General features: G+C 73.7%; 20 protein-coding genes. 2 read left to right on the forward strand and 18 right to left on the reverse strand.

Going from position 1 to position 21,436, the window contains the following annotated elements; genetic code table 11:
• Nucleotides 1-79: 79 nt before the first annotated feature.
• Entirely contained in the window at nt 80-457 is a 378-nt protein-coding gene (gene rplS, locus ABT295_RS05985; RefSeq protein WP_352393488.1) for a 50S ribosomal protein L19, read from the reverse strand.
• A 219-nt stretch (nt 458-676) separates the two neighbouring features.
• On the opposite strand from rplS, the gene ABT295_RS05990 reads away from it, so the two are divergent.
• Complete coding sequence (locus tag ABT295_RS05990) at nt 677-1,435, forward strand: ABC transporter permease (protein WP_352393489.1); 759 nt, start codon at nt 677-679, stop codon at nt 1,433-1,435.
• A 20-nt stretch (nt 1,436-1,455) separates the two neighbouring features.
• Here ABT295_RS05990 and trmD read toward each other — a convergent pair whose 3' ends face one another.
• The 11 genes from trmD to ffh form a co-directional block, all read right to left on the reverse strand.
• Entirely contained in the window at nt 1,456-2,679 is a 1,224-nt protein-coding gene (trmD, locus tag ABT295_RS05995) for a tRNA (guanosine(37)-N1)-methyltransferase TrmD (protein WP_352393490.1), read from the reverse strand.
• Nucleotides 2,676-3,227 (reverse strand): ribosome maturation factor RimM, encoded by a 552-nt coding sequence (gene rimM / locus ABT295_RS06000; protein WP_352393491.1) that lies wholly within the window; start codon nt 3,225-3,227, stop codon nt 2,676-2,678. The genes trmD and rimM overlap by 4 nt, the downstream gene beginning before the upstream one ends.
• A gap of 116 nt (nt 3,228-3,343) precedes the next feature.
• A complete protein-coding gene (locus tag ABT295_RS06005; protein WP_345507069.1) occupies nt 3,344-3,586 on the reverse strand; it encodes an RNA-binding protein in 243 nt (80 codons plus the stop codon).
• A 2-nt stretch (nt 3,587-3,588) separates the two neighbouring features.
• Nucleotides 3,589-4,065, reverse strand: a complete 477-nt coding sequence (rpsP, locus tag ABT295_RS06010; protein WP_352393492.1) for a 30S ribosomal protein S16 — start codon at nt 4,063-4,065, stop codon at nt 3,589-3,591.
• 161 nt (nt 4,066-4,226) lie between these two features.
• Nucleotides 4,227-5,219, reverse strand: a complete 993-nt coding sequence (locus tag ABT295_RS06015) for a GNAT family N-acetyltransferase (RefSeq protein WP_352393493.1) — start codon at nt 5,217-5,219, stop codon at nt 4,227-4,229.
• Nucleotides 5,209-6,297, reverse strand: a complete 1,089-nt coding sequence (locus ABT295_RS06020; protein ID WP_352393494.1) for an amidohydrolase family protein — start codon at nt 6,295-6,297, stop codon at nt 5,209-5,211. Before ABT295_RS06020 ends, ABT295_RS06015 begins: the two co-directional genes overlap by 11 nt.
• Nucleotides 6,298-6,306: 9 nt before the next feature.
• Complete coding sequence (locus tag ABT295_RS06025) at nt 6,307-7,224, reverse strand: alpha/beta fold hydrolase (protein WP_352393495.1); 918 nt, start codon at nt 7,222-7,224, stop codon at nt 6,307-6,309.
• A gap of 18 nt (nt 7,225-7,242) precedes the next feature.
• Nucleotides 7,243-7,665 carry a DUF350 domain-containing protein gene (locus ABT295_RS06030; protein ID WP_352393496.1) on the reverse strand — a complete coding sequence of 141 codons (423 nt, stop codon included), beginning with the start codon at nt 7,663-7,665 and terminating at the stop codon, nt 7,243-7,245.
• Between the two features lie 75 nt (nt 7,666-7,740).
• Nucleotides 7,741-8,952: a glutathionylspermidine synthase family protein gene (locus ABT295_RS06035; protein ID WP_352393497.1), complete on the reverse strand. Its 1,212-nt coding sequence runs from the start codon at nt 8,950-8,952 to the stop codon at nt 7,741-7,743.
• A 5-nt stretch (nt 8,953-8,957) separates the two neighbouring features.
• A complete protein-coding gene (locus ABT295_RS06040) occupies nt 8,958-9,320 on the reverse strand; it encodes a hypothetical protein (RefSeq protein ID WP_352393498.1) in 363 nt (120 codons plus the stop codon).
• A gap of 152 nt (nt 9,321-9,472) precedes the next feature.
• A complete protein-coding gene (gene ffh, locus ABT295_RS06045) occupies nt 9,473-11,104 on the reverse strand; it encodes a signal recognition particle protein (RefSeq protein ID WP_352393499.1) in 1,632 nt (543 codons plus the stop codon).
• Between the two features lie 89 nt (nt 11,105-11,193).
• Here ffh and ABT295_RS06050 point away from each other — a divergent pair, with 89 nt between their 5' ends.
• Nucleotides 11,194-11,625 (forward strand): NUDIX hydrolase, encoded by a 432-nt coding sequence (locus ABT295_RS06050; protein ID WP_352393500.1) that lies wholly within the window; start codon nt 11,194-11,196, stop codon nt 11,623-11,625.
• 104 nt (nt 11,626-11,729) lie between these two features.
• On the opposite strand, the gene ABT295_RS06055 is transcribed toward ABT295_RS06050, so the two are convergent.
• From ABT295_RS06055 to smc, 6 genes are all read right to left on the reverse strand, one after another.
• On the reverse strand, nt 11,730-14,093 hold the full coding sequence (locus ABT295_RS06055) for a [protein-PII] uridylyltransferase (protein WP_352393501.1): 2,364 nt from the start codon (nt 14,091-14,093) through the stop codon (nt 11,730-11,732).
• 116 nt (nt 14,094-14,209) lie between these two features.
• A complete protein-coding gene (locus tag ABT295_RS06060) occupies nt 14,210-14,548 on the reverse strand; it encodes a P-II family nitrogen regulator (protein ID WP_030146673.1) in 339 nt (112 codons plus the stop codon).
• Complete coding sequence (locus ABT295_RS06065) at nt 14,545-15,957, reverse strand: ammonium transporter (RefSeq protein ID WP_352393502.1); 1,413 nt, start codon at nt 15,955-15,957, stop codon at nt 14,545-14,547. The genes ABT295_RS06060 and ABT295_RS06065 overlap by 4 nt, the downstream gene beginning before the upstream one ends.
• A 204-nt stretch (nt 15,958-16,161) precedes the next feature.
• On the reverse strand, nt 16,162-17,397 hold the full coding sequence (gene ftsY / locus ABT295_RS06070) for a signal recognition particle-docking protein FtsY (protein WP_352393503.1): 1,236 nt from the start codon (nt 17,395-17,397) through the stop codon (nt 16,162-16,164).
• 33 nt (nt 17,398-17,430) lie between these two features.
• Complete coding sequence (locus ABT295_RS06075) at nt 17,431-17,613, reverse strand: hypothetical protein (protein ID WP_352393504.1); 183 nt, start codon at nt 17,611-17,613, stop codon at nt 17,431-17,433.
• A 97-nt stretch (nt 17,614-17,710) separates the two neighbouring features.
• Entirely contained in the window at nt 17,711-21,289 is a 3,579-nt protein-coding gene (gene smc / locus ABT295_RS06080; RefSeq protein ID WP_352393505.1) for a chromosome segregation protein SMC, read from the reverse strand.
• Between the last annotated feature and the right edge of the window lie 147 nt (nt 21,290-21,436).

The following is a 21,436-nucleotide window of genomic DNA, read 5'->3' on the forward strand; positions in this document are numbered from 1 at the left end:
GGGACTCGTGTCCGGGTCGGCCCGTCGGGGGTCCACCGCGCCTCGCGTGATCAGGCGGACGTCTGCGTGGGCAGCGTCGTCAGCTCTTCTTGGCGTCGGCCTTGGCCGGCACCGCGTCGCGCTTCTCGCGGATCTTGGCGGCCTTGCCGCGCAGGCCGCGCAGGTAGTAGAGCTTGGCGCGACGCACGTCACCGCGCGACACGAGCTCGATCTTGTCGATGACGGGCGTGTGCACCGGGAAGGTGCGCTCGACGCCGACGCCGAAGGAGATCTTGCGGACGGTGAAGGTCTCGCCGACGCCGCCACCGTGGCGACGGATGACGACGCCCTGGAACACCTGGACACGCGAGCGCGTGCCCTCGATGACCTTGACGTGCACCTTGAGGGTGTCACCCGCGCGGAAGTCGGGGACGTCGGACCGCAGCGAGGCGGAGTCGATCTCGTCGAACGTGTGCATGATGCTTCGCTTTCCTGGGCGCCACAGGTCACCTCGTCACAAGATGGGTGTACGCGTCCGCCGGGCCGCGTGGGGCCACCGAGCCGTCGTGCTGCTCGTCGTGGTGACCCGACTCCCCCTGTGGCAGGGGCCGTCGTGTGCGGACGCAATGACCAAGTCTGCCAGAGCACCCGGCATACCTGAAATCGGCAGAACGGCACGACCCCCTAGCGTGGGCCCGTGGACGTCTCCCCCGGCTGGCCCGTCATCGCGTGCCTCCTCATCCTCCTCGTCGTCACCGTCGTCGCGAACCGTCTCGGCGGCCTCGGGCTGGCGCGCGCGTCGGTGCTCGCCGGTGCCCGCGCCGTCGTGCAGCTCTCCCTCGTCGCACTCGTCATCACGGCCGTCGTCGGCTCGCTCGCGCTCTCGTTCGTCGCCGTCGCGGTCATGTTCGCCATGGCCGTCGTCACGACGTCGAGGCGGGTCGGCGCGCCGCGCGCCTGGCCGTGGGCGGCGGCGTCGATGGCCTGCGGCATCGTGCCGGTCGTCGCCGTCGTGCTCGCGACCGGCGCCGTGCCGCTCACCGGCATCGCCGTCATCCCGGTGGCCGGCATCGTCATCGGCAACACGATGACGGTGCACACGCTCGTCGGCCGGCGCACCTTCTCGGCCCTGCGCGAGGAGCACGGCCAGTACGAGGCCTCGCTCTCGATCGGCTTGACGTCGTCGCAGGCCATCGACGAGGTGATCGCGCGGCGGGTGCCCGAGGGCATCGTGCCGAGCCTCGACCAGGTGCGCACGTCGGGGGTCGTGACGCTGCCCGGCGCCTTCATCGGGGTCATGCTCGGCGGCGGCAGCGCCGTGCAGGCCGCGACCGCGCAGGTGCTCGTGCTCTTCGCGATCATGGCCACCCAGGCGATCACGGCGGGCGTGCAGGCGCGCCTCATCTGCCGGCGCAACCTGCTGCCCCCCGACCTCGCGGCGTCGCTCGTGTCGTGAGCCGACGGTGGCGCTGCGGCTCAGCGGCGGCGCTTGGTCAGCGTGACCGCTCCCTCGATCGGGGCCGCGTCCGCGCTGCGGCGGTAGCCCGCGCGCTTGTACATCCGCAGGTTCCCCTCGCTGCGGGCCCCGGTGTGCAGCACGAACGTGCGGATGCCGTCCGGTGCGGTCGACTCGGCGTGCTCGAGCAGGCGCCGGCCGAGTCCGCGCCCCTGCAGGTCGGGCACGACGCAGAGCCGCCCGATGAGCCACTCGTCCGGGCGCTCCGGCGGGACCGACGTGCGCACGGCCCCGACGAGCCGGCCCGCGCTGCGGGCGAGCCAGGTCTGCGTCTGCTCGAGGCCCGCCCGCACGTCGTCGAGGCTCTCGTGCAGGGCCGGGATGTCGAGGGTGTCGTTGGCGACGGCCTCCTGCACCCAGCAGGCCCGCATGAGCACCGCGAGCTCGGGCACGTCGCCGGGGGTGGCGGCGGAGATCTCGACCTCCGGGCCGCCCTCCCCACCGGGGGCGTGCGAGGCGTGCAGCAGGTCGGGGCGGCGGGCCGCGGTGCGCGCCAGCCGCTGCTCGTGGCGCCACGCCGCGATGGCGCCGTGGTTGCCCGACAGCAGCACGGGCGGCACCGGGCGGCCGTTCCACGTGCTCGGCTTCGTGTAGATGGGGTACTCGAGCAGGCCGTCCTCGTGGGACTCCTCGACGAGCGACTCGGCGTTGCCGATGACGCCCGGGACGAGCCGCCCGATGGCCTCGACCATGGCGAGCACGGCGACCTCGCCGCCGTTCAGCACGTAGTCGCCGAGGCTGACGACCGACACCTCGAGCCCGAGCTCCTCGCGGGCGTGCTCGTAGACGCGCTCGTCGATGCCCTCGTAGCGCCCGCAGGCGAAGGCGAGCCACGGCTCCTGCGCCAGCTCGCGCGCGAGGGCCTGGGTGAAGGGCTGCCCGCCGGGCCCGGGGACGATCAGCCGGGGCTTGGCGGCATACGGACTGCCTTGCGCGAGAACGTGGTCGAGTGCCTCGGCCCACGGCTGCACCTTCATCACCATGCCGGCGCCGCCGCCGTAGGGCGTGTCGTCGACCGTGCGGTGCCGGTCGTGCGTGAAGTCGCGCAGGTCGTGCACGCGCACGTCGAGCAGGCCGTCCTCGCGGGCCTTGCCGATGAGCGAGAGGTCGAGCGGCGAGAGGTAGTCGGGGAAGATCGAGACGACGTCGATGCCGAGGGCGGGACGTCGGGGGGCCTGCGTCACTCGGTGCCCTCGCGGTAGAGGTCGAAGAGGCCGGGGGGCGCGTCGACGACGACGTGGTCGTCGGCCACCGTCGGCACGATCCGGCGCACGAACGGCACGTAGGCCGTCACGCCGTCGGTCAGCGTCAGCACGAGGCGGTCCTGCGCCGGTCCGATCTCGAGGCCGCTGACGGCGCCGAGCGTCGCGCCGCTCGGGTCGCGCACCTCGAGGCCGACGAGGTCCTCCTCGTAGTAGGCGTCGTCGTCCGTGGCGGCCGGGGTGGCGTCGTCGAGCACGAGCCGGGTGCCGCGCAGGCTCTCGGCGCCCTCGCGGTCGGGGATCTCCTCGAACGTCAGCAGCCAGATGCCCCGGTGCACGCGCGTCGACGCGATGGTGAGGGCGCGGGGCACGCCCGTGCCGGCCTCGGCCTCGGTGTCGAGCACGGCCCCGACGGGGAAGCGTCGCTCCGGGTCGTCGGTGTGCAGCTGGACGGTCACCTCACCCCGCAGTCCGTGGGGCTTGCCGATGCGGGCGAGGACGACCTTCATGTCCCGAATCCTCTCAGCCATGGCGCGAATCCTCTCAGGTTTGGTCACGGTGCGGGACACGACAAGGGCGCCCCGGTCGAGCCGGGGCGCCCTTGTCGATGACGCGGTCCGAGGGCTCCCGAGGGAGCCGTCGGCGCTCAGCGCACGCGGTCGGTGTCGACGATGTCGACCCGCACGTTGCCGTTGCCCGCCAGGGCGGCGACGACCGTGCGCAGGGCGCTCGCCGTGCGGCCGGAGCGGCCGATGACGCGGCCGAGGTCGTCGGGGTGGACCCGGACCTCGAGCAGCTCACCGCGGCGCAGCTCCTTGCGGCGCACGACGACGTCCTCGTCGTGGTCGACGATGCCCTTGACGAGGTGCTCGAGCGCCTCCTCGAGCATGCTCAGGCCTCGGCCTTCGCGGTGTCGTCGGCAGCGGCCTCGGCGGGGGCCTCGGCCTTGTCGTCGGCCTTGTCGTCGGCCTTGTCAGCCTTGGCGTCGGCCTTGGGCTCGGACTTCTTGGCGGCCTTCTTGCGCGGCGTCGGGCCGTCGGTGCCGGCGTCGTTCTTGCCACCGGCAGCGGCGATCGCGGCCTCGTAGAGGTCCTTCTTGGAGGTCTTGGCCTCCTTGGTCTGCAGCTTGCCCTCGTCGACGATCTTGATGAGCGCGGCGACGGCCTCGGTCGGCTGCGCGCCCTGGCTCAGCCAGTAGTGCGCGCGCTCGATGTCGATCTCGATGAGCGAGGGCTGCTCGGTGGGGTGGTACTTGCCGATCTCCTCGATCGCACGGCCGTCACGCTTGGTGCGCGAGTCCATGACGACGACGCGGTAGAACGGTGCACGGATCTTGCCCATGCGCTTCAGACGGATCTTGACTGCCATGGTGGCGGTCTCCTCAACCAGTAGTGAGCGCGGCGAGACCGACTGGGTTCAGCCGGGGAGCCGACGCTCGGTGTGTAGGCGTCCGGTCCAGCCGAGAGGGGGCCGGACGGGTACAGCCCTCCATTCTGCCAGATGGGCAGGGATGCTCCGACCACGGCTCGTCAGGCGAAGGCCGCCCGCACGGCCAGCGCGTGCCGCACGACCTCCGGCTTCGTCACGTCGAACGCGGCGTCGAGCACCGGCACGGCCGACGGGTCGAAGCCGGCCCTGGCCAGACCCATCCGCAGCTCGGGGCCGGCGGCGCGGCACTCCACCACTCCCCCGACGCACGAGGCGCGGAGCAGCTCGAAGAGGACGGCCGGCTGCTCGACGGTGGCGGAGGAGAAGAGGGGCAGCCCCAGCTCGGCGGCGACCGCCGCTGCGAGGCTCGTGCCGGCGCGGCCGCCGTACTCGTCGTACCCTCCGCCGCCCCGTGGGGCGGCGGAGCCGGTGACGACGCAGGCGATCCGGCGGTGTCCCTGCGCGCGGTACGGCACCGCCGGCCAGTCGGTGGCGAGCATCGTGAACCGCTCGTGGTCACGCCAGTCACGCCGGCCGTCGGGGCCTGGCAGGTGGAGAAAGGCGCGCGAGAAGCCCTCGTGCACGAAGCCGAGCGAGCGCACGAGACCGGCCGAGCGGTGGTTGGCCGGCTGGATGTTGGCCTCGACGCGGTGCAGGCCCATCCCGTGCGGCGCGTCGTCGAAGACGAGGTCGAGCGTGAGGGCCAGCCCCTCGGCGAAGAGGCCGCGGCCGGCATACGGGTCGTAGGCGTCGTAGCCGACCGTGGCGCTGCGGAACGCGCCACCGACGACGTTGGCGACGTTGACGCGACCGACGAGGCCGTGGCCGCCCTCCGGGTCGAGCGCGTGGACCATGAAGGTGCGGTAGGTGGGTGACTGGCTGCGGATGACGACCGGCAGGTTGTTCGGGTCGGGCATCGCGAAGGCGGACAGTCGCCGCTCCGAGAGGGTCACGGCGGCGGCGTACGCGGGGACGTCGGCCCCGGTCGGCGGCCGCACGCGCACCCGCTCGCCCTCGGCCGTGAACGGCGCGGCGCCTCCGGTCGCGCCGCCGGTCGCGCCGCCGGTCGCGTGACCCCCGCCCTCAGCCGACAACGCGACCTCGCAGCACGACGGCCTGCGGCCGGCCCACGACCGTCACGTCGTCGCGGGGGTCGGCGGCGTAGACGACGAGGTCGGCGTCCTCGCCCTCGGCGAGGCCCGGGCGGCCGAGCCAGGCCCGGGCTCCCCACGTCGCGGCGTCGACGACCTCGAGGTTGCTCATCCCGGCCTTGGTCAGCTCGACCATCTCCTGCGCCACGAGGCCGTGCGGGAGGCTCCCGCCGGCGTCGGTGCCCACGTAGACCGGCACGCCGGCCTCGTGCGCGGCGCCGACCGTGGCGTAGCGGCGCTCGTGCAGGTCGAGCATGTGGCGGTGGTAGGCCGGGAACTTCTCCGCGGCCGGGGCCGCGAGGCCGGGGAACTGCGCGATGTTGACGAGCGTCGGCACGATGGCGATGCCCTGGGCGGCGAAGGTGTCGATGGAGTCCTCGCGCAGCCCGGTCGCGTGCTCGATGCAGTCGATGCCCGCCGCCGCGAGGTCGCGCAGCGACTCCTCGCCGAAGCAGTGAGCCGTGACGCGAACGCCCTCCTCGTGCGCGGCGGCGACCGCCGCGGCCACCGCGTCGCGCGACCAGCTCGGCGTGAGGTCACCGACGTCGCGGTCGATCCAGTCGCCGACGAGCTTGACCCAGCCGTCGCCGTGGTGGGCCTCGAGCCGCACGTGCTGGACGAGCTCGTCCTCCTCCACCTCGTGGGCGAAGTTGCGGATGTAGCGGCGCGTGCGCGCGATGTGCCGGCCCGCCCGGATGATCTTGGGCAGGTCGTCCCGCTCGTCGACCCAGCGCGTGTCGCCGGGCTGGCCGGCGTCGCGGATGAGCAGCGTGCCCCGGTCGCGGTCGGTGAGCGCCTGCTGCTCGGCCTCGGCACGCGGCACCTCCCCGTGCGGACCGAGCCCGACGTGGCAGTGCGCGTCGACGAGGCCCGGCAGCACCCAGCCTTCGAGCGTCTGCACGTCGGCGCCCGGGCCGGGCGGGGTGAACGAGACGCGGCCCCCGACGACCCAGAGCTCGTCGACGACCTCCTCGGGCCCGACGAGCACGCGTCCGCGGACATGGAGCACCGGTGCACTCATGGGCCGACCCTAGCCGCCGACGGGCGCCAGCTCGGTGAGCACCTCGCCCCAGTGCGTCAGGAGCGTGCCGAGGTGTCCCTCGCCCGCCCGCACCACGAGCCGCGACGTAGGCAGGCGCTCGTGCAGCCAGCGTCCGTGCGCCGGCGGCACGAGGCGGTCGCGGTCGCCGTACCAGAGGGTGACGGGCGCCCGGACGTCCGCGAGGTCGACGTCCCACCCGACCGCCAGGGCGAGCCAGTCGCGCGAGGCACCTCGATAGGGAGGTATGCCGGGTCGCCCGCTCCCGGCCCACGGCTCGAGGATCTCGGGCGAGACGAAGCCGCCGGCGACGGGTGCCCGCAGTCCGGCACCCGGCCCGGCATCCGACCCGCCCACCGCCGCGGCGTCCCGCAGCGCCACGGCCGCGTCGTGGTCGCCGGCCAGCGCGGCGCGCACCGCCGGGTCGACGGACAGGTCGACGGCCGGGTCGACGGCCCCGTCGGCGTCCGGGTCGGCGGCCGGGTCGGCGTCCGGGTCGCGGGCGAGCTCCTCGGCGAGCAGCGGACCGGGACCGGCGACGACGCCGACCCGCGTCACCCGGCCGGCCCGGCAGGCGGCCACGCCGAGGGCGAAGGGTCCGCCACCGGAGACCCCGAGCACCGCGAAGCGGTCCACCCCGAGCAGGTCGGCGACCGCGGCGGCGTCGTCGGCCACCGACGCGAGCGACGTGCGGGCGTCGGACGACCCGCCGTAGCCGGGACGGGAGAAGGCGAGCAGCCGCACGCCCGCCCGCCGGGCCGGCCCGTCACCGAGCGCGGCCTGCAACCGCCCGCCGGGCGTGCCGTGGAGGAAGAGGACCGGTCGGCCCGACGGGTCACCGCCCTGCCAGACGTCGAGGCGGCGGCCGTCCGGCAGCCGCACCCGCGAGCGCCCGTCGGTGGTGACCACGGGACGAGCGTAGGAGCGTCAGGCGATGGCGGCGACGACGACGAGCGAGACGGCCAGCTGCACGGCCGCAGCCACGATGCTCGCCGGGTGGAACTCGCGCTCCGTCACGAGGTGCGCGAGGTCGCCGGGGGTGACGAGGTCGAGCAGCCGGAAGGCCGCGGCCTGCAGCCCGACACCGAGCAGCCCGAAGGCCACCGACCAGCCCAGGGCGATGCCGAGCGAGGCGGAGCCGTTGAACCAGATGGCGGCGAAGACGACGAGGCCGAGGCCGATCATCCCCGAGGCCAGCACGATCGCCGCGTTGACCGAACGGCGGGTCCAGATGTGCGTGCCGAGGTGCCCGGGCGTCAGGGCGTCGAGCGCGACGTAGCCGAGGCCGAGCACGCCGACGCCGACGACGGCGTAGACGAGCGCTGCGACGAGGTGCGTGAGCAGGTCCATGGGTTCTCCATCGGTGCGGTGGAAGGGGACGGGGGCGGCGAACGGGTTTCGGGTGGCTGTGGCGACGCCCGGGCGTCAGGGCTCGGCCACCCAGGCGGCCACCTGGTCGGGCGCCGAGCGGGGCGCCAGCATGCGGTGCGGCACGAAGCGCGCGCCGGTGTTCGTCACGAGGTTGGTCGACTCGCGGATGCCGAGCCCGGCGGGCTTGCCGTCGACGACCCAGGTGCCGAAGACGGGCCGGTTGCCGTCGAGGTCGGCGAGCGGCGCGTACTGCTGGAAGACGCGCTGCTGGTGCTGCGTGCGCAGGCGCGGCGACCGCTCCTGCCCGTCCGGCCCGACGACGTCGACCCCGTCGCCCTCCCAGCCGAGGAGCGGCTTGGAGGCGTATGCCGTCAGGCCGTGCGGGTGGTCGAAGTGGGCGGGCAGCAGGTTGGGGTGGCCGGGGAACATCTCCCAGAGCACCGGCAGCAGCGCCTTGGACCCGGCGAGCAGCTTCCACGGCGGCTCGATCCACTGCGTGCCCGAGGCGCCGCCGAGCAGGTAGCCGCCGAAGGGCGAGTCGAGCATCCACTCGGTCGGATACATCTTGAAGCAGTGCGTGATCGGCTCGCCGCGCACGTCGACGAAGCGGCGCCGACCGTGGTGCCAGCCGACGTCCTCCATCGTGATGCCGAGGGCGACGAGACCGGCCTCCTGCGCGGTGTCGCGCAGGTAGGCGACGGTGGCCCAGTCCTCCGTCGGCTCGTGCTGCCCGACGGCGAAGTGCACGACGTCGACACCGGTGCGGGCGCGCATCCGGCGCCAGCCCTCGACGAGGCGTTCGTGGAGCAGGTTCCACTGGTCCGACTCCGGGTGGAGGTCCTCGAGCCAGAACCACTGGGTCACGGCGGCCTCGACGAGCCCGGCCGGGGTGTCCGCGTTGTACTCGAGCAGCTTGGGCGGGCCGTCGCCGTCCCACGCGAGGTCGAAGCGGCCGTAGACCGAGGTCGCGTCCGGGTCGCCGAGCGAGGCGGCGAGCCAGGCACCGGCGCCGTCGGGCAGCCCGTGCCGGGCGATGATCGTCGGGTCGTGCGCCATCCGGTGCACGGCGGCCACCGTCATCCGGTGCAGGTCGCCGGTCGCCCGCTCGAGCACCTCGACGTCGGCCTCGGTCAGCTCGTAGCAGGCGGACTCGTCCCAGTACGGGACGGCGGTGCCGTCGTCGGCGCGGTCGACGGCATACGTCAGCCCCTGCTCCTCGACGGTGCGCAGCCACCCGTCGCGGGGCGGGCTCGCGACGCGGTCCACCCCGCTCAGCCCCCGACCGAGAAGCCGTGCCCGGAGAAGCCGCCCCGGGTGACGACGCCGCCGTCGGCCTTGAAGCCCGTGCCCCAGGACTGCGAGCGCGGCGGCGCCGTGAAGGATCCGCCCGACACGGGGCTGCCGACCGCGGGGGCGGACACGCCGCGGGGCACGAAGTACCAGCCGTGGCCGCCGTGGAAGCCACCGGTGCGGTGGTCGTCGCACTCGTCGTCGGCGACCCGCTTCTGCGTCGTCTCGTCGACGCAGACGCCGGCGTAGTCGTGGTCGTCGTCCTGCACGGCGGCGTAGATGCCGACCGAGGCGAGGGCGACGGCACCGACCGTCACCACGGCGGACTTGCGGGTCATCGGCATGCGGGCTCGCGTCTCCTCGGGAGTGCTACGGGTCTGGGGCGCAACGGGTCGTGACCGTCGTCAGGACGCGCCTCCGACGTCGCCGGGGCGCTGCCGGATCCCTCCTCCGCCGGGAAATCCGGCCCGAGGCCGGAACCGGTCCCGCGGTCGGGTCAGCGACCGCCGCCGAGGAACTTCTCGAAGCCCTTGGGCAGGTTCGACGGGTCGAAGTCGGCCATCGGGTCGGACTCCCCCGCAGCGCCGGCACCCGGCGCCCCGAAGGCCCCGGCGCCCGCACCCGCGGCGCGCCCGGATGCGGCCTTCTCGGCGGCCGCGCGCTCCTCGGCGGCCCGCTTGGCCGGGTTGCCGCTCTTGCTCTTCCTGCGCTGCGGCTGCTGCGCCTTGCCGCGCTTGCCGGTGCCGGGGATGCCCGGCATGCCGGGCAGGCCACCACCACCACCGCGCGCCATCGACTTCATCATCTTCTGGGCCTGGCCGAAGCGCTCGAGCAGCTGGTTGACCTCGGTCACCGTGACGCCGGAGCCCTTGGCGATGCGCGAGCGGCGCGAGCCATTGATCTGCTTCGGGTGGGTGCGCTCGAAGGGCGTCATCGAGCGGACCATCGCCTCGACGCGGTCGAACTCGCGGTCGTCGAAGGCGTCGAGCTGGTCGCGCATCCCCTGCATGCCCGGCATCATCTTGAGCATCGACTTGAGCGAGCCCATCTTCTTGATGGCGTTCATCTGCGAGAGGAAGTCCTCGAAGGTGAAGTCCTCCTCGGCGAGGAACTTGCGGGCCATCTCGTCGGCCTCGCGCTTGTCGAAGGCCTTCTCGGCCTGCTCGATGAGCGTGAGCACGTCGCCCATGTCGAGGATGCGGCTCGCCATGCGGTCGGGGTGGAACACCTCGAAGTCGGTGACCTTCTCACCCGTCGAGGCGAACATGATCGGCTCGCCCGTCAGCTCAGCGACCGAGAGGGCCGCGCCACCGCGGGCGTCGCCGTCGAGCTTCGAGAGCACGACGCCGGTGAAGGCGACCCCGTCGTGGAAGGCCTGGGCCGTCTCGACGGCGGCCTGGCCGATCATGGCGTCGAGGACGAAGAGCACCTCGTCGGGCGCGATCGCGGCCCGGATGTCGCCGGCCTGCTGCATGAGGTTCGCGTCGACCGCGAGGCGGCCGGCGGTGTCGACGATGACGACGTCGTACTGCTTGGCGCGGGCCTGCTCGATGCCCATCCGCGAGACGGTGACGGGGTCGCCGAAGGAGCGGGTGCCCTCGCCGGAGTCGAGCACGGCGTCGTGGCCGCCCATGTTGCCGCGCTCGGGCGCGAAGACGGGGATGCCGGCGCGCTCGCCGACGACCTCGAGCTGCGTCACGGCGTTCGGGCGCTGGAGGTCGGCCGCCACGAGGAGCGGGGTGTGGCCCTGGTCCTTGAGCCACTTGCCGAGCTTGCCGGCGAAGGTCGTCTTGCCCGAGCCCTGCAGGCCCGCGAGCATGATGACCGTCGGCGGCTGCTTCGCGAAGCGGATCGTCCGGGTCTGCCCGCCGAGGATCGCGACGAGCTCCTCCTGCACGATCTTGACGACCTGCTGGGCGGGGTTGAGGGCCTGGCTGACCTCGGCGCCGAGCGCGCGCTCGCGCACCGACGCGGTGAACCGCTTCACGACGGGCAGGGCGACGTCGGCGTCGAGCAGGGCGAGGCGGATGTCGCGGATCGTCGCGTTGACGTCGGACTCCGAGAGCCGGCCCTTGCCGCGGAGGTTCTTGAACGTCGCGGTCAGCCGGTCAGACAGGGATGCAAACACCGGGCAAGGCTATCCGTTCCCGCGCCCGGTTCCGATTCGGTGGCCGACACGCCTTCGCCGCCCGTATGCCGGCGCGTAGGGTCGCGCACGTGAGTGACCGTCGCGACCGCCCCTCTGGCGCCCCACCGTTCATCGACAAGATCGCCTGGATCCACCTCGAGGACCGGCGCCTGCTCGGCGCCCGCAACGCCGGGCGCGACCGCTTCTACCTGCCCGGTGGCAAGCGCGAGCCCGGCGAGAGCGACGTCGAGACGCTCGTGCGCGAGCTCGCCGAGGAGCTGGCCGTCGTCGTCGACGCCGCCACGGCGAGCCACGTCGGCACCTTCGAGGCCCTGGCCGACGCCCGCAGCGACGGCCTCGTCGTGCGCCTCACCTGCTACACCGCGTCGCACGAGGGCGAGCTCGTGCCCTCCCGCGAGATCGACGAGATCACCTGGCTCACGTCGGCGGACGGGCACCGGGTCTCGGCCGTCGACCGCCTCGTGCTCACGCACCTGCGCGACGCCGACCTCATCGACTGACCCGCCCGGCCGCCCGCCTCCCCTCCGCCCGCCTCCTGCCGTTCGGTGTGTTCCACGGTCCCCCGTGACCGTGGAACACATCGACTCGCGTGAGGGGCGGGGTCTCAGGGGGCGTCGCAGGTGTCGATGATCATCGCCACGGCCTGGGCGGCCCGGGCGGGCGCGAGCTGGCCACCGCCGAACTCGGTGACGTAGAAGGTGTCGAGGGTCTGGCCGGCATACGTGGCGATGTGGGCCGAGCGCACCGAGAGCGACGCGCGCGCGAGCGTGATGCCGATGTCCTGCAGCAGGCCCGGCCGGTCGGTCGCGCGCACCTCGATGACGGTGGCGGTGTCGGAGGCGCTGCTCAGCACCATGGCGCGGGTCGAGTCCGGCGAGCCGGTGACCGCGCTGCGCACGGCTCCCGTGCGGCGCCGCTGGAGCTTGCCCAGGGGTGCGCGGTCGCCGCTCGCGACCCGGGTGAGGTCGCGGGCGATCGTGGCCGGCAGCGGGGTCTCGCTGCCGGGCGAGTCGACCCACCACTCGTTGACGGCCAGGCCGTCGACCGTGCGCACGATCGCCGAGCGCACGACGAAGCCGTGCGCGGCGAGCAGCCCCGCCGTGTCGGCGAAGAGGCCGGCGCGGTCGCGGTCGATGATGTCGATGCGGTGGGCACCGCCGAGCGAGATGACGGTGACGTAGGGCTCCCCGGACGCGATGCGGTCGAGCGCGTCGTCGGACAGCGACAGGGTCTCGATGGGTTCCACGACGAGTGGGCCCTCTCCTTGGGCGTGGGCGACGAGCGCCGACCGGCAGGCGCGGTGGAGCCGGTCGACGAGCCCGGCCCGCCAGTCGCTCCAGGCCTTGGGTCCGGCAGCCGACGCGTCCGCCTCGGTGAGGGCGCGCAGCAGGTCGAGGGTGGTGACCGAGCCGTCGACGGCGTCCGAGAGGGCGACGATCGTCGCCGGGTCCTCCGGGTCGCGCCGGGTGGCGAGGTCGACGAGGGTCAGGTGCTCCCGGACGAGGCGCACGACGACGCGACGGTCGGCCTCCGCGACGCCCATCCGCTCGAGCACGGTCTCGGCGATGTCGGCGCCGGAGGCCGCGTGGTCGTGCGAGCCGGCCACCTTGCCGATGTCGTGCAGGACGGCGGCGAGCATGAGCAGGTCGGGCCGTGCGACGTCGCGCACCATGCCGCTCGCCGCGACGACCGTCTCGATGAGGTGGCGGTCTACCGTGTGGCGGTGCACGGCGTTGCGCTGCGGCCGGCTGCGCACGGCCTTCCACTCGGGGATCCACGACTCGACGACGCCGGCGAGGTCGAGGCCCTCCCAGACGGTGATGAGGCCGGGCCCCGACGCGAGCAGGTCGGCGAAGAGGTTCCGGGCGACCTCGGGCCAGGGCTCGGGCAGCGGGGGCGCCTGCGCAGCGAGGTTCTTCAGGGTCGTCGGTGACAGCGGGATGCTGCCTCGAGCGGCGACGACCGCCGCGCGCAGCGGGATGACGGGGTCGGTCGACAGGTCCGCCGACGGTCCGAGCACCGCCTCCCCGTCGTGCCGGTAGAGGCCGTAGCCGAGCGGGGCGAGCTGCGGCCGCCGAGGTCCGACCCGCAGGGTGCGGGCGCGCTGGGACTGCATGGCGCGGCGCAGGGTGCCGTCGACGGCATACGCGATCGTGCGGGCCGAGGTCGAGAGGTCGGTGAGCAGGTCGTCGGCGTCGCCGTAGCCGAGCAGGGCTGCGCACGCGTCCTGGTCGTCGCGGGTCAGCCGGTCGCGCCCGCGCCCGGTGACGACGTGGATGGCGTCGCGCACGTCGAGGAGGCGCTCGTAGGCCTCGTCGACCTCGCCGTGCGGCCGGTCGGTGAGCCACGCGGCCGTGAGCGCCCGCAGCACCGACATGTCGCGCAGCCCCCCGTGGGCCTCCTTGAGGTCCGGCTCGATGAGGTGCGCGAGGTCGCCCTGCCGGGCGTGGCGCGAGAGCACCGACTCGTGCATCTCCCCGAGCCGGGTGCGGGCGTTGGCGCGCCAGTCGTGCGCGACGGTCGAGCGGGCCGCGTTGACGACGTCGGCGTCACCGGCCACGTGCGTGAGGTCGAGCAGGCCGACGGCCGCGGAGAGGTCGTCGGAGGCGACGGCCCGGCACTCGGCGACGGTTCGCACGCTGTGGTCGAGGCGCACCCCGGCGTCCCAGATCGGGTACCAGAGCTTGTCGGCGAACGCCCCGACCTGCTTGCCCGACAGGCCCCTCGGGTGATGCACGAGCACGAGGTCGTAGTCGCTGAGCGGCCCGCCGTCGCCCCGGGCGAGCGAGCCGACCGCGGCGAGGGCCACGCCCTCGTGCCGCCGGCCCGCGCACGCGTCGCGCCAGAGCTCCTGGAGCCAGCCGAAGCCGAACTCCGCGAGCGCCCGGCGCCGGGTCTGGCCGGCGCCGGGCGTCGCGAAGGTGCGGGTGCCGGCGAGGTCCAGACGTCGGGTGGTCACATCCGTCATGTCAGGTCTCGCCGTCCCCTTGGTTGAGTGTTGCGGTGGTGCTGCGGTGCGGTGCGATGGTGCGGTGGTGCGGTGTGCGGCCGTGCTGTGCTGCAGTGCGGTGGGGCGGTCGGCGCTCAGAGGGCGTCGACGCCCCGCTCGCCGGTGCGCACCCGCACGACCTCGTCGACCGGCACGGCCCAGATCTTGCCGTCGCCGATGCGACCGGTCTGGGCGGCCTTGAGGATCACCTCGAGCACGTCCGAGGAGTCGACGTCGTCGACGAGGACCTCGAGGCGTACCTTCGGCACGAAGTCGACGGTGTACTCGGCGCCGCGGTAGACCTCGCTGTGGCCGCGCTGGCGGCCGTAGCCGCTGGCCTCGCTGATCGTCATGCCGGCCACCCCGAAGGCCTCGAGGGCCTCCTTCACCTCGTCGAGCTGGTGGGGCTTGATGATGGCGGTGATGAGCTTCATGCGTTGGCTCCTTCGACCTTGCTGGCCTGGACGGCGGGACGGGACGTGGTGCGGCCACCCGAGGCGGCGAAACCGCCGATCTCGTACCCGGACTCCGCGTGGACGGCCTGGTCGATGCCCTCGGACTCCTCGTCCTCGGAGATCCTCCAGCCGAGCGTGGCCTTGAGGGCCACGGCGATGGCGTAGGTGAGCACGAAGGAGAGCACGAGCGAGATGGCCGCGACGAGCACCTGCAGGACCGTCTGCTGCCAGCCGCCGCCGTAGAACAGGCCGGTCGAGGTGGCGAGCAGGCCGGCGCCGACGGTGCCCCAGAGGCCGGCGACGAGGTGGACGCCGACGACGTCGAGCGAGTCGTCGTAGCCCAGCTTGTACTTGAGGCCGACGGCGAGGGCCGAGAGGCCGCCCGCGACGACGCCGAGGATGATCGAGCCGACGGGCGACAGGGCGCCACAGGCCGGGGTGATGGCGACGAGGCCGGCGACGACGCCCGAGGCGGCGCCGAGCGAGGTGGCGTGGCCGTCGCGCAGCTTCTCCACGACGAGCCAGCCGATGGCGGCCGCGCACGTCGCGACGGTCGTGTTGAGCCACACCGCCGAGGCGAGGCCGTCGGCGGCGAGCTCCGAGCCGGCGTTGAAGCCGAACCAGCCGAACCACAGCAGGCCGGCGCCGATCATGACGAGCGGGAGGTTGTGCGGACGCATGGCGACCTTGCCGAAGCCGAGTCGCTTGCCGACGACGAGGGCGAGGGCGAGGCCGGCCGCACCGGCGTTGATGTGCACGACCGTGCCACCGGCGAAGTCGATGGGCAGCACGCTCGCGACGCCGTCGGTGACGCCGAAGAGCTTGGCCGAGAGGCCGCCCTCGGCGCCCGAGAGCAGGCCGCCGCCCCACACCATGTGGGCGATCGGGAAGTAGACGATCGTCACCCAGATGACGGCGAAGGTGATCCAGGTGCCGAACTTGACGCGGTCGGCGATGGCGCCGCTGATGAGGGCGACGGTGATGACCGCGAAGGTGAGCTGGAAGCCGGCGTAGATGTACTCCGGGATGAAGACGCCGACGCCGAACGGGTCGATGAGCCGGGCGCCGTCCTCACCGGCGAGCTGGCTGAGCCCGAAGAGGTGGAACGGGTTGGCGAAGATGCCGGCGATGTCGCTCCCCCCGTCCTGGAGGTTGCCGAACGACATCGAGTAGCCCCACAGCACGTAGACGATGCCGACGACGGCCATGGCGCCGAAGCTCATCATCATCATGTTGAGGACGGACTTGCTCCGGGTCATGCCACCGTAGAAGAGGGCGAGCCCGGGCGTCATCAGGAGGACCATCGAGGAGGCGATGAGCATGAATGCGGTCGCGGCCTCGTTGATCACTGGTGGTTCTGCCGCGAAGGGCATCAGTGCTGGTGTCATGCGCAGGAGTCTGGGCAGGCGCCGTTTCACCCGACGGCGTCGTTTGTTACAGCCGTGTCAACAAGACCCCGGCGGTGTTAGCGGATGGTTTCGCGCACGGCGGCTGTCCGGATCGTGGGACGCCGCGCCCACCCCCTGAACGGCCGAGAGCACGGATGCCGGCGGCATCCGTGCTCTCCCGTCGTCCCCCTCGCGGGGGCCGCGTCACATGACGATGGCGTCGACGAAGGCCTCGGGGTCGAAGGGGGCCAGGTCGTCGGGGCCCTCGCCGAGACCGACGAGCTTGACCGGCACGCCGAGCTGGCGCTGGACGGCGACGACGATGCCGCCCTTGGCGGTGCCGTCGAGCTTGGTCAGGACGATGCCGGTGACGTCGACCGCCTCGGAGAAGACCTTGGCCTGCTGCAGCCCGTTCTGGCCGGTCGTCGCGTCGAGCACGAGGAGCACCTCGTCGATCTCGCTCTGCTTCTCGATGACGCGCTTGACCTTTCCGAGCTCGTCCATGAGGCCGACCTTGTTGTGCAGGCGCCCGGCCGTGTCGATGATGACGACGTCGACCTCCTCCTCGATGCCGGCCTTGACGGCGTCGAAGGCGACGGCGGCCGGATCGGCGCCGTCCTTGTCGGAACGCACGGTCGGCACGCCGACGCGGGCGCCCCACGTCTCGAGCTGGTCGGCGGCGGCCGCGCGGAAGGTGTCGGCGGCGCCGAGCAGCACCTCACGGTCCTCCGCGACGAGGACGCGCGCGAGCTTGCCGACGGTCGTCGTCTTGCCGGTGCCGTTGACGCCGACGACGAGGATGACGGCCGGGCGGTCGCCGACCCTGCTGCTCGCGATGCGCCGGTCCATCTCGGGGCGCACGAGGGTCAGCAGGTCCTCGCGGAGCCAGCCGCGGACGGTGGCCTCGTCGGTCGTGCCGTCGACCTTGACGCGGGTGCGCAGGGCGTCGACGAGCTCGGTCGTGGCCTCGACCCCGAGGTCGGAGGAGATGAGGGTGTCCTCGACCTCCTCCCAGGCCTCCTCGTCGAGCTTGCCCCTGGACAGGAGCGCGAGCAGGCCCTGGCCGATCGAGGAGTTGGAGCGGGCGAGCCGGGCGCGCAGCCGGGCGAGGCGGCCCCGGGCCGACTCGGGGCGCTCGACCGAGGGCTCGGGCGCCGGCGCGACGGGCTCCGTCGCGGTCGTGCCGCCCACGGTCTCGACCTCGGCGGGCTCGGCGGGCGGCGAGGACGCCGGTGCGGCGTGGCCGGGCTCGAGGGTGTCGGTCGCCCCGGGCGGGCGCCGGTCGAGGTCGTCGGCCGTCAGGCCGGGCCGGGCCGGCGGGTCGTCGCGCTCGTCGGTGCGGCCGCGGCCGCGCACGAGGTTGACGCCGTAGGCGACGAGGCCGACGAGGATGACGGCGCCGAGGATGACGTAGGTCCAGACAGTGTCCACGGCGACCATCCAACCACGGCTGCGGAGCCGCCCCGTGCGGCGTCAGTGCGTGCGGGCGCGGGTGCGACCGAGGGCCCCGGCGCGGCGGCGCGCGGCGCGGGCGACGCCTTCACCCTTGGCGGTGAGCAGGTCGCGGCCGCGCCGGTGCGCGGGCACCGCGACCACGCCGACGACCGCCACGGCGAGCACGGTGACGACGAGCATCAGGATGACCAGCACGACCATGTGATCAGAGTGACGCATGGTGCGCCACGCAGGCAAATACCCCGGCGCGCCGCGTCCCCGGCGTGTCTTGGGCGTGTCTCCGGACGGCGCGACCGACTCAGGCAGGCCGGTCTGCGACGTCGCGCAGCCGCTGGCTCACGACCGTCGTCACGCCGTCGCCGCGCATGCTGACGCCGTAGAGCGCGTCGGCGATCTCCATCGTCTTCTTCTGGTGCGTGATGACGATGAGCTGCGAGCTGTCGCGCAGCTCCTCGAAGAGCGTGATGAGGCGCCCGAGGTTCGCGTCGTCGAGCGCGGCCTCGACCTCGTCCATGATGTAGAAGGGCGACGGGCGCGCCTTGAAGATCGAGACGAGCAGGGCGACCGCGACGAGCGAGCGCTCCCCACCCGAGAGCAGCGAGAGCCGCTTGATCTTCTTGCCCGGCGGGCGCGCCTCGACCTCGAGACCCGTCGTCAGCATGTTCGACGGGTCGGTGAGCACGAGCCGTCCCTCGCCGCCCGGGAAGAGCCGCTGGAAGACGCGCTCGAACTGCACCGCGGTGTCCTCGAACGCCTCGGCGAAGACGCGCTCCACCCGCTCGTCGACCTCCTTGACGATGTCGAGCAGGTCGCGCTTGGAGTTCTTGAGGTCCTCGAGCTGCTCGGTGAGGAACTTGTGCCGCTCCTCGAGGGCCGAGAACTCCTCGAGCGCGAGCGGGTTGATCCGCCCGAGGGCGTTGAGCTTGCGCTCGGCCTGGCGCAGCCGCTTCTCCTGGGCCTCGCGCACGAAGGCCACCGGCTCGGGCGTCGGCGCGTCGGGGTCGGCGTCGGGGTCGGGCACGACCGGCACCGGCTGGTGCGGGCCGAACTCCTCGACGAGCGCCTCGGGAGCGATGCCGAGCTCCTCGACGGCCTTGGTCTGCAGCTGCTCGATGCGCAGCCGCTGCTGCGTGCGCGCCACCTCGTCGCGGTGCACCGTGTCGGTCAGCTCGCGCAGCTCGGACTGCAGCACCGAGACGTCGCGGCGCACCACGGCCAGCTCGGCGTCGCGCTCGGTGCGCTCGGCCTCCCCCGCGGCCCGGGCCCGCCCGGCCTGCTCGGCCGACTCGGCGAGCAGCCCGTGGGCCCACGCGGCCCCCGTGCGCACCGCCTCGGCGACGGCGGCCTCGCGCCGGCGCCGGGCCTGCTTCTCGGCGAGGCGCTCGCGGGCCTCCTCCTCGTGGCGCGCCCCGCGCTCGAGCGCGTCGGCGCGGTCCTTGAGCGCACGGGCCCGCTCCTCGCGCGTGCGCAGGCCGAGCCGCAGGTCGGTCTCGGACGCGCGCGCCTCGCGGGCGACGGCCTCGAGCCGGTCGCGCTCCTCGGTCGAGGGCTCGTCGGCGAAGTCGCCCTCGCCGCTGGCGGCCTCGAGCCGCTCGAGCAGCGCCTCGTGCTCGTTCTGGTCGGCCTCGAGCGCGCTCGTGGCGTCGGCGATGGCCTTCTCGGTGCGCTCGACCTCGGCGCGGGCCGCGCGCAGCGTCTGCCCGAGCGACCCGAGGTTCTCGGCGATGGCCGCCATGCGGGCATCGCTCTCGTTGAGCCGTTCGAGGGCGGCGTCGACGGCGTCGGCGAGCTCGGCCCGGGCCGCCTCGGCGCCGGCCACGCGGAATCGGGCCTCCTCGCCCTCGCGCACGGCGCGGGCCATCGCGTCCTGCGCGTCGTCGAGGGCAGCCTGCAGCTCGAGCAGGCTCGGCGCGGCGTTGCTGCCGCCGCGCACGACGCCGGGGGCGAAGACGTCGCCGGCGCCCGTGACGGCCGTGACACCGGGCAGGTCGCGCACGACGCGGCGGGCGAGGTCGGCGTCGTCGACGAGCGCCACGCGCTCGAGCACCTGGTCGACGGCCGGGCGCACCGAGGCCGGGCACTCGACGACGGTGCGCGCCCACCGGGCGCCCTGCGGGAGCGCCGGCCACGTGGCGTGGTCGACGGCCGTGGCCGACTCGGCCACGAGCAGGCTCGCGCGACCGGCATCCGTGTCGCGGAGCGTGTCGAGGGCCGCGGCTGCGGCGTCGAGGGAGCCGACCGCGAGCGCCTCCGCGGCGGAGCCCAGGGCGGCCGCGACGGCGTTCTCGAGACCGGCCTCGACGGTCACGAGCGACGCCACCGAGCCGAGCACCTCGTGGGCGTCGTCGGCGGCGGCGAGCAGGGCGGCCGCACCGTCCTTGCGGCTCAGGCTGAGCCCGAGCGCCTCGACCCGGGCCGCGGCGGTGGTGCGGGCGCGCTCGGCGGCGGCCTCCGCGTCCTTCCAGCGTGCGAGCTCGGCCTCGGCGGCCTCGAGACGCTCGGCGGCCTCCTCGTACGCGGTGTCGAGGCCCTCCTCGCCCTCCTCGCCCTCGGCGACGCCCGACTCGAGCCGCGAGAACTCGCGCTCGGCCTCGGCCGCGCGGGCCAGGGCCTGCTCGACGGTGCTGCGCAGGCGGCCGATCTCGGCCTCACGGGCCTCGATGCGCGAGGCCTTGGCCCCGACCTGGCCACCGAGCTTGGCGAGCCCCTCGCGCCGGTCCGCGGCCGCGCGGGCCTCACGGGCCAGTCGGGCGGTCTCGTCGGCGTGGCTGCGCTCGGCGTCGGTGCGGGCGAGCACGGCCTCCTCGACGGCCGCCTTGGCCTCGGCGATCTCCTCGAGCAGGTAGGCCTCCTGCTCGCGCACCTCCGCCGCCTGCTCACGCAGCTGCTGCGGGTCGCGCCCCTGCGCGCCGGTGTCGGTCTGGTCGTCCTCGCTGAGCAGGCGCACCCGCTCGGCGGCGAGCGAGCGGGTCGACGCCATCCGCTCGACGAGCCGGCCGAGCGCGACGTACTCGTCCTGGGCCCGGGTCAGCGCCGGGCGCGCGGCCTCGGCGGCGCCTTCGAGCGACGACAGGCGCCCGCCGAGCTGCGCGATGGCCTCCTCGACCTCGGCGCGGCGCTCGATGAGGGCCGACTCGTCGGCGACCTCCTGCTCGAGCGTCGAGGTCAGCTGCACGAGGTCGTCGGCCAGCAGGCGCAGGCGCGCGTCGCGGGCGTCCGTCTGGATGACCGCGGCCCGGCGGGCCGTCTCGGCCTGGCGCCCGAGCGGGCCGAGCTGGCGCCGGATCTCGCCGGTGAGGTCGTGCACGCGGGTGAGGTTGGCCTCCATCGACTCCAGCTTGCGCAGCGCCCGTTCCTTGCGCTTGCGGTGCTTGAGCACCCCGGCGGCCTCCTCGATGAAGCCGCGGCGCTCCTCGGGCGTGGCCCGCAGCACCGTGTCGAGCTGGCCCTGGCCGACGATGACGTGCATCTCGCGGCCGATGCCGCTGTCGCTCAGCAGCTCCTGCACGTCGAGCAGGCGGCACGGGGTGCCGTTGATCGAGTACTCCGAGCCGCCGTTGCGGAACATCGTGCGAGCGATCGTCACCTCGGTGTAGTCGATCGGCAGGGCACCGTCGGTGTTGTCGATCGTCAGCGCGACCTCGGCCCGCCCGAGCGGCGCGCGGCCGGCGGTGCCGGCGAAGATGACGTCCTCCATCTTGCCGCCGCGCAGCGACTTGGCGCCCTGCTCCCCCATGACCCAGGCGAGCGCGTCGACGACGTTGCTCTTGCCGGACCCGTTGGGTCCCACGATGCACGTGATGCCGGGCTCGAGGCGCATGTGGGTCGCCGAGGCGAAGGACTTGAAGCCCTTCAGGGTCAGACTCTTGACGTACACGAACGTGGGGTCCTTTGTGTCCTGCCGGCGAACGATCCCGGTCAGCGTACTAGCCGCACCGGGCCGGACCGGGGACCCGAAGCCCTCCCGGTGCCGGTCGACGACGGCATCGGGAGGCATCGCACGGCACCGGACGGCATACGGTGG

The sequence above is a fragment of the Terrabacter sp. NPDC000476 genome (assembly GCF_040300125.1).
Lineage (GTDB): Bacteria > Actinomycetota > Actinomycetes > Actinomycetales > Dermatophilaceae > Terrabacter.

What these genes read in the sequence shown, in the direction of transcription:
- rplS (WP_352393488.1), bottom strand. Translation starts at nt 457, where the DNA reads ATGCACACGTTCGACGAGATCGACTCCGCCTCGCTGCGGTCCGACGTC.
- rimM (WP_352393491.1), bottom strand. Translation starts at nt 3,227, where the DNA reads ATGGCTGAGAGGATTCGGGACATGAAGGTCGTCCTCGCCCGCATCGGC.
- ABT295_RS06005 (WP_345507069.1), bottom strand. Translation starts at nt 3,586, where the DNA reads ATGCTCGAGGAGGCGCTCGAGCACCTCGTCAAGGGCATCGTCGACCAC.
- rpsP (WP_352393492.1), bottom strand. Translation starts at nt 4,065, where the DNA reads ATGGCAGTCAAGATCCGTCTGAAGCGCATGGGCAAGATCCGTGCACCG.
- ABT295_RS06020 (WP_352393494.1), bottom strand. Translation starts at nt 6,297, where the DNA reads ATGAGTGCACCGGTGCTCCATGTCCGCGGACGCGTGCTCGTCGGGCCC.
- ABT295_RS06030 (WP_352393496.1), bottom strand. Translation starts at nt 7,665, where the DNA reads ATGGACCTGCTCACGCACCTCGTCGCAGCGCTCGTCTACGCCGTCGTC.
- ABT295_RS06040 (WP_352393498.1), bottom strand. Translation starts at nt 9,320, where the DNA reads ATGCCGATGACCCGCAAGTCCGCCGTGGTGACGGTCGGTGCCGTCGCC.
- ABT295_RS06055 (WP_352393501.1), bottom strand. Translation starts at nt 14,093, where the DNA reads ATGACGGATGTGACCACCCGACGTCTGGACCTCGCCGGCACCCGCACC.
- ABT295_RS06060 (WP_030146673.1), bottom strand. Translation starts at nt 14,548, where the DNA reads ATGAAGCTCATCACCGCCATCATCAAGCCCCACCAGCTCGACGAGGTG.
- ABT295_RS06065 (WP_352393502.1), bottom strand. Translation starts at nt 15,957, where the DNA reads ATGACACCAGCACTGATGCCCTTCGCGGCAGAACCACCAGTGATCAAC.
- ftsY (WP_352393503.1), bottom strand. Translation starts at nt 17,397, where the DNA reads ATGGTCGCCGTGGACACTGTCTGGACCTACGTCATCCTCGGCGCCGTC.
- ABT295_RS06075 (WP_352393504.1), bottom strand. Translation starts at nt 17,613, where the DNA reads ATGGTCGTGCTGGTCATCCTGATGCTCGTCGTCACCGTGCTCGCCGTG.